The following is an 11,100-nucleotide window of genomic DNA, read 5'->3' on the forward strand; positions in this document are numbered from 1 at the left end:
GACCGAGCAATGGGCGATATTCTGATCGTCGACGACGAACGCGACATTAGGGAACTGATTTCGGATATTCTGCGCGACGAGGGCTATACGACCCGCCTGGCCGCAAATTCCGACGAATGCATGGCCGCGATCAACAGCGAACCGCCCGCGATGCTGATCCTCGATATCTGGCTCAAGGACAGCAATATGGACGGCATCGACATCCTGTCGACCGTCAAGCGCGACAACCGGGATATTCCGATTGTCATCATTTCGGGGCATGGCAATATCGAAATCGCGGTGGCCGCGATCAAGCAGGGCGCTTATGACTTCATCGAAAAGCCGTTCAATATTGATCAGCTGCTGGTGGTGATCCGCCGCGCGATGGAGGCCTCGCGGTTGCGGCGCGAAAACCTGGAACTGCGCCGGCGCGATGTTACGTCGTCGCGCATGGTTGGGTCCGGATCGGCCTTCAAGGCGTTGAAAGCCAATCTGGACAAGGTCACGAAATCGAACAGCCGCGTCATGCTGACCGGCCCGGCCGGGTCGGGCAAGGAACTGGCCGCCCGCTATATCCACAGCAATTCCAGCCGGGATAGCGGCCCGTTCGTGACGGTCAATTCGGCCTCGATCGACCCCGACAACATGGAGGAAGTGCTGTTTGGCCGTGAACGCGCCGATCGCGGGATAGAGCCGGGATTGCTGGAGCAGGCCAATGGCGGGGTTCTGTATTTCGACGAAATCGCCGACATGCCGCTGGGCACCCAGTCAAAGATCCTGCGCGTGCTGGTCGATCAGCAGTTTCAACGCGTGGGTGGCAACAGCAATGTGCGGGTCGATCTGCGGGTGATATCCTCGACCAACCGCGATTTGCGGACGGAAATCGCGCTGGGGAAATTCCGGCAGGAACTGTATCACCGGCTGAATGTGGTGCCCATCGCCGTGCCGCCGCTGGACGAACGGCGCGAGGACATCCCCGAACTGGTCGCCTATTTCGTCGAAACCTTCAATCAGACGCAGGGCCTGCCGCTGCGCGGCCTGTCGGACGAGGCGCTAGCGCTGCTGCAGACGATGCAATGGCCCGGCAATGTGCGCCAGTTGAAGAATGTCATCGAACGGGTTCTGATCCTGGGCGAGGGTGCCGGTGCAATCGAGGCACGCGAACTGCCCGGTCCGGCTGGCGATGGCGCCGAGGAAGACGGCCGCGTGATCCTGTCGGGGGGGCTGGCCACATTGCCCCTGCGCGAGGCGCGCGAATTGTTCGAGCGGGAATACCTGCTGACGCAGATCAACCGCTTTGGCGGCAATATCAGCCGCACCGCCACCTTTGTGGGCATGGAAAGATCGGCCCTGCATCGCAAACTGAAATCGCTGGGTGTCGTGACCAGCAACAAGACGGGCACCCGCATTGCCCATATCGAAGACGACGACGAGGAAGAGGTGTGATTGACCCCTCGGGCAGCTTCTGCCAAGGGTTGGCGAAGCAAGGCAATGGGGCACGGACATGAAGGTCATCATCTGCGGCGCGGGCCAGGTGGGCTGGCAGATCGCCCGCCATCTGGCGAACGAAAAGAACGACGTGACCGTCGTGGACAACAACGCCGAACTGGTGCGCCGGGCGATGGATACGCTGGATGTGCAGGGGGTGGCGGGATTTGCGTCATATCCTGATATTCTGGATCAGGCCGGCGCGCGCGATGCCGACATGATCATCGCCGCCACCCATTCGGACGAGGTGAACATGGTCACCTGTCAGGTGGCCCATTCCGTGTTCGCCATTCCGCGCAAGATCGCGCGCCTGCGGGCGCAAAGCTATCTGACGGCGATTTATTCCGACCTGTATCGCCGCGACCATCTGCCCATCGACGTGGTGATATCGCCCGAACGCGAGGTGGCCGAGGCCGCGCTGCAGCGCCTGGCGGCCCCGTCGGCCTTCGACACTGAAAGCTTCATGGATGGCAAGGCACAGTTGCTGGGAATTCAGCTGGACGATGATTGCCCGGTGGTGAACACGCCGCTGCGCCAGTTGACCGATCTGTTTTCCACCCTGCGCACCATCGTGGTGGGCGTGCGCCGCGACGGCCGCCTGTTTGCCCCGGCACCGGGCGATCAGCTTTTCCCCGGCGATCAGGTCTATGTCTTTTCACATGTCGAAGACGTGGACCGAACGATGGAAATCTTCGGCAAGATCGTCAAGAAGCAAGAGCGCGTGGTGATCATCGGCGGGGGCAATGTCGGGTTGGCCGTCGCGCGCGAACTGGAAAGCCGGGTGAACCGCATCCGCGCCAAGGTGATCGAGAAAAGCCGCCCCCAGGCCGAGATCGCGGCTGATGCGCTGGAACGCACCATCGTTTTGAACGGCGACGGCATGGATATGGCCCTGCTGACCGAGGCCAATATCGACCGCGCCGATGCGGTGTTGCTGGTCACGGACGATGACAAGACCAACATGCTGGCCGCCGTGCGTGCCAAGGCGGCGGGCTGTCCGATGGCGATCTGCCTGGTCAATGATCCCACACTGGTGCCGCTGATGGGGCCGCTGGGGATTGATGCGTATATCAACCCGCGCGCCACCACTGTCAGCTCGATCCTGCGCCATATCCGCCATGGCCGGGTGCGCGGGGTCTATTCCATCGGCGATGCCGAGGCCGAGGTGATCGAGGCGCAGGTTCTGTCCACCTCGCCCATTGCCGGCCGGATGATCCGCGACATCGAATTTCCCGAAGGCGTTCTGGTGGGCGCCGTGCGCAAGGGCAACAAGGTGATCCGCCCCGAAGCCCAGACCCGTATCGAGGAAGGCGACGTGATCGCCCTGTTCAGCCTCAGCGCGGATGTCCCCGAAGTGGAGCGCCTGCTGCAGGTCTCCATCGACTTTTTCTGACGCGCTGATGCGGGTGCTGCTGAACATACCGCTGGTCGTGATCCTGATGGGGCTGGGCGCGGCGGCGATGTTCGTACCGGCCATGCATGCGCTGGCGGTGCGTGACTGGCTGACGGCGCGCAGCTTTTTCTACAGCGGGGCAGAGTTCCTGTTTCTGGTCGTTCTGCTGGCCATCGCCATGTATCACAACCGGTCGCGCAACCTGACACGCAGCCATCTGCTGGCGTTGCCGTTGTTTTTCGGGGCGCTGCCGCTGATGCTGGCCGTGCCCTTTGTCGAATCGGTGCGCGATACGACGCTGATGAATGCCTGGTTCGAAATGGTGTCCAGCCTGACCACGACAGGCGCGACCTTGTTCGATGATCCGGCACGGCTGGCGCCTTCGGTGCATCTGTGGCGGGCGCTGGTCGGCTGGCTGGGCGGGTTTTTCGTCTGGGTCATGGCGATTGCCATTCTGGCCCCGATGAATCTGGGCGGGTTCGAGGTGATTTCATCTGAAACCATCGGCCGGGGCGCTGTTACCGGCCAGATGGCCGGCGCGCGCACCATCGACCCGCGTGAGCGGCTGATGCGATACAGCCTGCGCTTTGCGCCGATCTATGCCGGGCTGACCGGCCTGTTATGGGTGCTGCTGGTGCTGGCGGGCGAAACGGCGCTGGTGGGTATCTGTCACGCGATGTCGACGCTGGCCAGCAGCGGCATTTCTCCCGTGGGCGGGGTTGCGGGCGGCAAGACCGGCATCGGCGGCGAAGCGATCATATTCCTGTTCTTCATCTTTGCATTGTCTCGCCGGACCTTCGCGCCGGATCCGCGTCAGGGCGGTTGGCGGCAATTGCGCAGGGATCCAGAATTCGGCATGGGCATCCTTTGCGTGGCCATCGTGCCGACCCTGCTGTTCATCCGCCACTGGGTGGGCGCCTATGAGGTGAACGATACCCGGAACCTGTCCGCCGCCTTGCACGCGCTGTGGGGCAGCGTATTCTCGGTGTTCTCATTTCTGAGCACCACCGGCTTCATTTCGGCCGACTGGGACGAGGCCCGCGCCTGGTCGGGCCTGCCCACGCCGGGGCTGGTTCTGCTGGGGCTGGCGCTGGTGGGGGGTGGGGTGGCGACCACGGCGGGCGGGGTCAAGCTGCTGCGGGTCTATGCGCTGTACAAGCATGGCATGCGCGAGATGGAAAAGCTGGTGCATCCGTCATCGGTGGGCGGATCGGGCCGCTTTGCCCGACATATCCGCCGTCAGGGCGCCTATGTCGCCTGGATCGCCTTCATGCTGTTCGCGCTCAGCCTGGCGGTGGTGATGTCGGCGCTGTCGCTGACCGGGCTGGGGTTCGAGGACGTGACCATCCTGGCCGTTGCCGCGCTGTCGACCACCGGCCCGCTGGCGGCGGTGGCGGGCGAACACCCGATCAGTTTCGAGGAACTGACCGCGGCCGGCAAGGCGATCATCGCGGTGGCGATGGTCGTGGGGCGGCTGGAAACGCTGGCGATCATCGCGCTGCTGAACCCAGAATTCTGGCGGCAGTAATGCCGCAGATGCGAAATCTTTGCCTTTGCCGTGGTGATTTTGGGCTGGAATCTCCGGCAGGCTCATTACATAGTCGTGGCAATAAGTGAACAGGGATACCCTTGCAGGGTGTCGACAACTGATAAAGGCAATAAAAATAATGGCTGCCGACAAACAGAACCTTCAGGACGCGTTTCTGAATCACGTCCGCAAGACCAAGGTTCCGGTAACGATTTTCTTGATCAACGGGGTCAAGCTGCAAGGCGTGATCACATGGTTTGACAATTTTTGTGTGCTGCTGCGCCGCGATGGCCAGTCGCAGCTTGTTTACAAACATGCGATTTCTACCATCATGCCGTCTCAGCCGATCAACCTGTATGATGGTGAGGAATAATTACGGGCTTTGAAGACCACACGCCCACGCCCACACGGGCCTGGGTGCTGCACCCCGACATCGCATCCGATCGCGCCCGCCGGCCAGCCAAGCCTGCGCTGCAAGAGGCCGTTGCCCTGGCTGCGGCCCTGCCGGGGTTGCAGGTGGTCGGATCGCAGATCGTGCCGCTGGCCAAGTTGCGGGCGGGCTGGCTGTTCGGATCGGGCAAGATCGCCGAGATTGGCGCGGCGATGAAAGCGGCCGAGGTCGAACTGGTGCTGGTCGATGGCCATGTGACGCCGGTGCAGCAACGCAATCTGGAAAAGGAATGGCAGGTCAAGCTGCTGGACCGCACCGGGCTGATTCTGGAAATCTTCGCCGACCGCGCCCGCACCCGCGAAGGCGTGCTGCAGGTCGATCTGGCGGCGCTGTCCTATCAGCGCACGCGGCTGGTGCGCGCCTGGACCCACCTGGAACGCCAGCGCGGCGGGCTTGGCTTTGTCGGCGGCCCCGGCGAAACCCAGCTAGAGGCTGACCGCCGCGCCATCGACGAACAGATCGTGCGGCTGAAAAAGCAACTGGCCAAGGTCGCCAAGACCCGAGAACTGCACCGCGCCGCCCGCGACAAGGTTCCCTTTCCGGTCGTCGCCTTGGTCGGCTATACCAATGCGGGCAAATCGACGCTGTTCAACCGGATGACCGGGGCCGAGGTGATGGCCGAAGACATGCTCTTTGCCACGCTCGATCCGACCATGCGCGGGGTGGTGCTGCCCTCGGGGTTGAAGATCATCCTGTCTGATACGGTCGGCTTCATTTCCGACCTGCCGCACCAATTGGTCGCGGCCTTTCGCGCCACGCTGGAAGAGGTGCTGTCGGCCGATCTGATCTGTCATGTGCGCGATATCTCGCATCCCGATACCGAAGCCCAGGCCACCGAGGTGCGCAGCATCCTGACCAGCCTTGGCGTGAAAGCCGAGACACCGCAGTTCGAACTGTGGAACAAGATCGACGCGGTGCCGCCCGACCGCCATGACGCGGTGACGGTCAAGGCCGACCGCGAACCGACGATCTTTGCCATTTCCGCCCTGACCGGCGAAGGCATCCCGCGCCTGCTGGAGGCGATGTCGGATGCGATGACCGATGTGCGGATGCGCCAGACCCTTGATCTGAGCTTTTCGGACGGCCGCCGCCGGGCCTGGCTGTTCGACCAAGGCGTGGTCGAGGCCGAGGAACAGACCGAAACCGGCTATCGGCTGAGCGTGCTGTGGACGGCGCGGCAGGCGGAAAAATTCAGCTTCATGTAAGCGCGCCAAGGGTGGTTTGCAGATCACCATAGCCGGTGAACCGGCGTTCAAACGCCAGGCCCAGCCGGTCGGCACAGGCCCGCGCCTGTTCGGTCAGGCCTGCATCGTCGGTCTGGGCCTGATAGACCAGTTTGGTATAATTTCCGAAATAGGCATCGCGCAACTGCGGGTGCCGGTCCAGCCCCAGCGGTCGCCAGACGAAGGCATCGAACTGGCGCACCAGAAAATCGGTCAGGTAAAAGGCTGTCGCCTCGTCCCGCGCGGCGAAATCGGCGACACCTTCGTAAAACGCATAGCAATGCGGCCCCTCGACCATGCCCACCCCCATCTCGGCGCAGGCGGCGGCCAGCCCGCCGCCGGTGCCGCAATCGGCATAGACGACAAAGATGTCGTCATAGTGGTCGCGATGCTGGGCGATGGCGGCGCGCACCGCCGGCACGATCCGGTCGGGCGTGTTGTGCAGGATCGCGGGCAAGCAGTGCAGCGACAGATGCGTCCAGCCATTGGCCCGGATCAGCGCCAGAATCTCGCGCCCCAGTGCCCCACAGGCCAGCAGCAGGATACGGCCCTGCGGCGCGGGCAGGGACAGGCCGTCATGGGTCAAAAGCGTGTCATCCATGTCGATCACCCCGGCGTGGCCGGAAGAATTTTCCCGAAAATTCTTACCCTTTAAAAATCTTCGGGAAGATTTTTCAGCCCGCCACCTGATTGTGCCGCCGCGCCATCATCGCCTTGGCGGTTTCCACCGCCACGGCGGCGTCCTTGCAATAGGCATCCGCGCCAATGGCGCGGCCGAATTCCTCGTTCAGCGGCGCGCCGCCGACCAGAACGATATAATCGCCGCGCTTGCCCATCTGGGTCAACTGGTCGATCACGGTTTTCATATAGGGCATGGTCGTGGTCAGCAGCGCCGACATGCCCAGAATATCCGCGCCTTCGCGTTCAAGGGCGGCGATGTAATCCTCGGCCGGGTTGTTGATGCCCAGGTCGATGATCTCGAATCCCGCGCCTTCCATCATCATGCCGACCAGGTTCTTGCCGATGTCGTGGATATCGCCCTTGACGGTGCCGATCACCATCTTGCCCATCTTGGGCGCGCCGGTTTCCACCAGCAGCGGCTTCAGGATCGCCATGCCCGCCTTCATCGCCTGTGCGGCCAGCAGAACCTCGGGCACGAACAGGATGCCGTCGCGGAAATCATTGCCGACCACGGTCATGCCGGCGACCAGCGACTTGGTCAGGATGTCATAGGGTGTCCAGCCGCGATCCAGCAGGATGTTCACGGCGTCCTCTATTTCCTCTTTCAGCCCGTCATAAAGGTCATCCATCATCTGAAGAACCAGTTCGTCATCGGGCAATTCGGCCAGGATGATCTCTTCTTCGTCCGCCATGTCAAAATTCCCTTTCTGGGGCAGGGCGCGCAAAACGCTGGCGCGGCCCTTGCCGATGTTCTATATTCGTTCCATGTCCGATGTCGAAATACCCGCCATTCCGCCCGACCGCCGCCGGGGCCGCGCCGCCGCCAGCAATGATACTGGCCGGTTCGAACCTTACGGCCGCGTCGCGGTCGATGATGGCTGGTCGCGCGACGACGATCAGCCGATGCTGCGCACCGAGGTGGCCATTGAACGCCCGCGCAGCGTGATCAGCTATAACCAAAGCCCCGATCTGCCGTTTGACCGGTCGATCAACCCCTATCGGGGCTGCGAACATGGCTGCATCTATTGCTTTGCCCGGCCCAGTCACGCCTATCTGGGCCTGTCGCCGGGGCTGGACTTTGAGACCCGGCTGATCGCCCGTCCAACCGCGCCGGATGTGCTGGCGGATGAATTGCGCAAACCGTCCTATCGGGTGCGCCCGCTGGCCATCGGCACCAATACCGACCCCTATCAGCCGATCGAGAAAAACCACCAGATCATGCGCCGCATCTTGCAGGTGCTGCTGGATCATCGTCATCCGGTCGCCATCGTGACCAAGGGCACGCTGATCGAACGCGATCTGGATATTCTGGGCGAACTGGCGCGGGCCAATCTGGTGCGCGTCGGTATTTCCGTCACCACGCTGGACCGCAAGCTGTCGCGCGCGATGGAGCCGCGCGCCCCCGCGCCCGACCGCCGTCTGGCGGTGATCCGGGCCTTGGCCGATGCGGGCGTTGAAACGCGGATCATGGCCTCGCCCATGATCCCGGGGCTGAGCGATCATGAGCTGGAAGCGATCCTGACCGCCGGGCGCGATGCCGGCGCGGTGGCGGCAAGCTGGATCATGCTGCGCCTGCCGCGCGAGGTGTCGCCGCTGTTCCAGGACTGGCTGGCGGTGCATCATCCCGACCGCGCCGCACGTGTCATGGCGCGGCTGCGCGAAATGCATGACGGGCGCGACTATTCGGCCGAATGGGGCAAGCGGATGCGCGGGCAGGGGCATTACGCCCGCATGATCGCCGCGCGTTTCGCTGTTGCGGCCCGGCGGCTGGGCCTGGACAGCACCCGCCCGGCCCTGGATTGCGGCCAGTTCCGCGTACCGCCGCGCCCCGGCGATCAACTGTCGCTGCTGTGACATCGGCGCGGCCTATCCCCGCTTTGGGCGGCGGCGAATACGGGCCGGTGCGTTTTCGTCATCGCCCGTGCCGTCGGACGAGGACGAAAAGCCGCCCAGCCGCGCGGTGATTTCTTCCAGGCTGGGGCGCGGGCCGCGCGGACGGGTTTCCAGCGCCTCGCGCATCGCGCGCAGATGTTCGGGCGTGGTGCCGCAGCAGCCGCCGATGATGGTGGCGCCGCAATCGCGGGCCAGCACGGCATAATCCGCCATCAAGGCCGGTGTGCCATCGTAATGGATATGGCCGTCGTGATATTTGGGGATACCGGCATTGCCCTTGGCGATGATCGGAACCTCGGACCCCGCGGCGGCAAAGCCCAGAACCGTGCGCAACAGATCCGACGCGCCGACGCCGCAATTGGCGCCAAAGGCCAGCGGCGGATAGGGCAGCTTGGCCACCAGTTCGGCCATGCCCGACGAGGTGATGCCCATCATCGTGCGCCCGGCGGTGTCAAAGCTCATCGTGCCGCACCAGGGCATTCCGGCCAGGCGCGCGGCCTCGCCGGCGGCCTTGTATTCGTCGGGGGCGGATATGGTTTCGACCCACAGAACATCGGCGCCGCCTTCTTTCAGCCCCTCGGCCTGTTCGTGGAACATCTCGACCGCCTGGGCATAGGACAGCGGCCCCATCGGCTGCATGATCTCGCCCGTCGGACCGACCGACCCGGCCACGACGACCGTGCGGCCAGAGGCATCAGCAACATCGCGCCCAAGTTCGGCGGCGACGCGGTTCAATTCGCGCACCCGCTTTTGCGCGCTGTGCAGTTTCAGGCGGCTCGCATTGCCGCCAAAGGTATTGGTCAGAAAGATGTCCGACCCGGCATCGACCGCGCCGCGATAGAGCGCCTTGATCTTTTCGGGCTCGTCCACATTCCACAATTCTGGCGCATCGCCCGAAGACAGCCCCATGTTGAACAGATTGGTGCCGGTGGCGCCATCGGCCATCAGCCAGTCACGGGTTTCCAGAAGGCGGGACAGGGCGTTGGTCATTCTCGGCATCCTTTCGGAAACGGCAAAAAGGCGGCCAAAGCCGCGGTTCGCGCTGACAGGTGCCATGATCGGCCCCCATGCGCAAACGCTTATTCATCATAATGATGTTGAATTCCCCGCATATAGGGGGAATTCCCGGTCGGGCTTGCCGTTTGTCCGGCGTGCGTCGCGCGCTCGGTCGGTTGATCAGATCTCGGTCATCAACTGGGACTTGGCCAGGGCCAGACATTCGACCATCCTGGTGCGGATGGTCGCCTCGTCCGCCTTGTCGCCCAGATCGGCGGCCAGCTTGCGATAGACATCTTCATGGCCGGCTTCTTCGAAATCGGCCAGCACGACCTCTTTGGCATAGGCATCCGCCGACTCGCCGGTCTTGCCCAGCAATCCGGCAGCCCACAGGCCAACCAGCTTGTTGGCGCGGGCCTGGGCCTTGAATTTCATTTCCTCGTCATGGGCGAACTTGTTTTCAAACGCGCTTTCGCGATCGTCGAACGTGGTCATTGGCCTTGGCCCTCCTGAATCCTGTCGGGATGGGTTTTAGGCCAAAGCGCAGGTCATGCCTAGAGGCCGCGCGCGCGAATTGGCGCGGATTGACGTGGATTGCGGTTGCGGCAGGGCCCAGGCCGCAAGTTCGCGGAACTGGCGGGCAAAAGATGAGTATTTGTGCCAAGAAGATGACAGGACCGGGATCGCCCTTCATCTTGCCCCGGATCACGCCTTGGCATATGAGAGGCCAAAGACGGGCCGCGCGGTCCGGGATCGGAGTTTCGCATGGCACGTCGCAAGAAAATCTATGAGGGCAAGGCGAAGATCCTGTATGAAGGCCCCGAGCCGGGCACATATGTACAGTATTTCAAGGATGACGCCACCGCGTTCAACGCTGAAAAGCGCGCCACGATCGAAGGCAAGGGTGTGCTGAACAACCGGTTGAGCGAGTTTTTCATGACCGGACTGAACGCCATCGGCGTGCCCACGCATTTCATCCGCCGCATCAACATGCGCGAACAGCTGATCCGCGCGGTCGAGATCATTCCGCTGGAAATCATCGTGCGCAACTATGCCGCAGGGTCGATGGCCAAGCGTCTGGGCATGGAGGAGGGCGCGCCGCTGCCGCGCCCGATCATCGAGTTTTCCTATAAGGACGACAAGCTGGGCGATCCGCTGGTGCCCGAGGAATATATCGTGGCCTTCGGCTGGGCCAGCCAGCAGGATCTGGACGATATCGTCGCACTGGCCTTGCGCGTGAACGATTTCCTGTCGGGAATCATGTATGGCGTCGGTATCAAGCTGGTCGATTTCAAGATCGAGGTCGGCCGGATCTATGATGGCGATTTCATGCGCCTTGTCGTGGCCGACGAGATCAGCCCGGACAGCTGCCGGCTGTGGGATATCAAGACCGGCCAGAAGCTGGACAAGGACGTGTTCCGCCGCGATCTGGGCAGCCTGACCGACGCCTATACCGAGGTCGCACGCC

11 protein-coding genes are annotated in these 11,100 nt (G+C 63.0%); 7 read left to right on the forward strand and 4 right to left on the reverse strand.

Annotated elements, in window-relative coordinates:
- Positions 1 to 9: 9 nt before the first annotated feature.
- The 5 genes from ntrX to hflX all read left to right on the forward strand — a co-directional run bounded on the left by ntrX (position 10) and on the right by hflX (position 6,044).
- Entirely contained in the window at positions 10 to 1,425 is a 1,416-nt protein-coding gene (gene ntrX, locus ACTCHC_RS10245) for a nitrogen assimilation response regulator NtrX (RefSeq protein ID WP_463022394.1), read from the forward strand.
- Between the two features lie 58 nt (positions 1,426 to 1,483).
- Positions 1,484 to 2,860: a Trk system potassium transporter TrkA gene (trkA, locus tag ACTCHC_RS10250; RefSeq protein ID WP_463022395.1), complete on the forward strand. Its 1,377-nt coding sequence runs from the start codon at positions 1,484 to 1,486 to the stop codon at positions 2,858 to 2,860.
- Positions 2,861 to 2,867: 7 nt separating this feature from the next.
- Positions 2,868 to 4,388 (forward strand): TrkH family potassium uptake protein, encoded by a 1,521-nt coding sequence (locus tag ACTCHC_RS10255; protein WP_463022396.1) that lies wholly within the window; start codon positions 2,868 to 2,870, stop codon positions 4,386 to 4,388.
- Between the two features lie 139 nt (positions 4,389 to 4,527).
- Positions 4,528 to 4,761: an RNA chaperone Hfq gene (gene hfq, locus ACTCHC_RS10260; protein ID WP_093966744.1), complete on the forward strand. Its 234-nt coding sequence runs from the start codon at positions 4,528 to 4,530 to the stop codon at positions 4,759 to 4,761.
- Positions 4,761 to 6,044, forward strand: coding sequence for a GTPase HflX (gene hflX / locus ACTCHC_RS10265; protein ID WP_463022403.1), 1,284 nt, complete (start codon positions 4,761 to 4,763; stop codon positions 6,042 to 6,044). Before hfq ends, hflX begins: the two co-directional genes overlap by 1 nt.
- On the opposite strand, the gene ACTCHC_RS10270 is transcribed toward hflX, so the two are convergent.
- Together ACTCHC_RS10270 and ACTCHC_RS10275 are read right to left on the reverse strand one after the other, a co-directional pair.
- Entirely contained in the window at positions 6,037 to 6,663 is a 627-nt protein-coding gene (locus ACTCHC_RS10270; RefSeq protein WP_463022397.1) for a DUF1638 domain-containing protein, read from the reverse strand. The genes hflX and ACTCHC_RS10270 overlap by 8 nt on opposite strands.
- A gap of 73 nt (positions 6,664 to 6,736) precedes the next feature.
- Positions 6,737 to 7,435 (reverse strand): corrinoid protein, encoded by a 699-nt coding sequence (locus ACTCHC_RS10275; RefSeq protein WP_463022398.1) that lies wholly within the window; start codon positions 7,433 to 7,435, stop codon positions 6,737 to 6,739.
- A gap of 55 nt (positions 7,436 to 7,490) precedes the next feature.
- On the opposite strand from ACTCHC_RS10275, the gene ACTCHC_RS10280 reads away from it, so the two are divergent.
- A complete protein-coding gene (locus tag ACTCHC_RS10280; protein WP_463022399.1) occupies positions 7,491 to 8,597 on the forward strand; it encodes a PA0069 family radical SAM protein in 1,107 nt (368 codons plus the stop codon).
- A 12-nt stretch (positions 8,598 to 8,609) separates the two neighbouring features.
- Here the strand turns inward: ACTCHC_RS10280 and bmt are convergent, their stop codons facing one another.
- Both bmt and ACTCHC_RS10290 read right to left on the reverse strand, forming a co-directional pair.
- A complete protein-coding gene (gene bmt / locus ACTCHC_RS10285; RefSeq protein WP_463022400.1) occupies positions 8,610 to 9,626 on the reverse strand; it encodes a betaine--homocysteine S-methyltransferase in 1,017 nt (338 codons plus the stop codon).
- 186 nt (positions 9,627 to 9,812) lie between these two features.
- On the reverse strand, positions 9,813 to 10,127 hold the full coding sequence (locus ACTCHC_RS10290; protein ID WP_463022401.1) for a DUF1476 domain-containing protein: 315 nt from the start codon (positions 10,125 to 10,127) through the stop codon (positions 9,813 to 9,815).
- A gap of 270 nt (positions 10,128 to 10,397) precedes the next feature.
- Here ACTCHC_RS10290 and purC point away from each other — a divergent pair.
- Positions 10,398 to 11,100 (forward strand): phosphoribosylaminoimidazolesuccinocarboxamide synthase (gene purC / locus ACTCHC_RS10295; protein WP_463022402.1); only part of this gene is annotated, 703 nt, incomplete at its 3' end.

This window comes from Actibacterium sp., assembly GCF_055134745.1.

Coding starts and splice junctions, on each gene's coding strand:
- ntrX (WP_463022394.1), top strand. CDS start 10: ATGGGCGATATTCTGATCGTCGACGACGAACGCGACATTAGGGAACTG.
- trkA (WP_463022395.1), top strand. CDS start 1,484: ATGAAGGTCATCATCTGCGGCGCGGGCCAGGTGGGCTGGCAGATCGCC.
- ACTCHC_RS10255 (WP_463022396.1), top strand. CDS start 2,868: ATGCGGGTGCTGCTGAACATACCGCTGGTCGTGATCCTGATGGGGCTG.
- hfq (WP_093966744.1), top strand. CDS start 4,528: ATGGCTGCCGACAAACAGAACCTTCAGGACGCGTTTCTGAATCACGTC.
- ACTCHC_RS10270 (WP_463022397.1), bottom strand. CDS start 6,663: ATGGATGACACGCTTTTGACCCATGACGGCCTGTCCCTGCCCGCGCCG.
- ACTCHC_RS10275 (WP_463022398.1), bottom strand. CDS start 7,435: ATGGCGGACGAAGAAGAGATCATCCTGGCCGAATTGCCCGATGACGAA.
- ACTCHC_RS10280 (WP_463022399.1), top strand. CDS start 7,491: ATGTTCTATATTCGTTCCATGTCCGATGTCGAAATACCCGCCATTCCG.
- bmt (WP_463022400.1), bottom strand. CDS start 9,626: ATGACCAACGCCCTGTCCCGCCTTCTGGAAACCCGTGACTGGCTGATG.
- ACTCHC_RS10290 (WP_463022401.1), bottom strand. CDS start 10,127: ATGACCACGTTCGACGATCGCGAAAGCGCGTTTGAAAACAAGTTCGCC.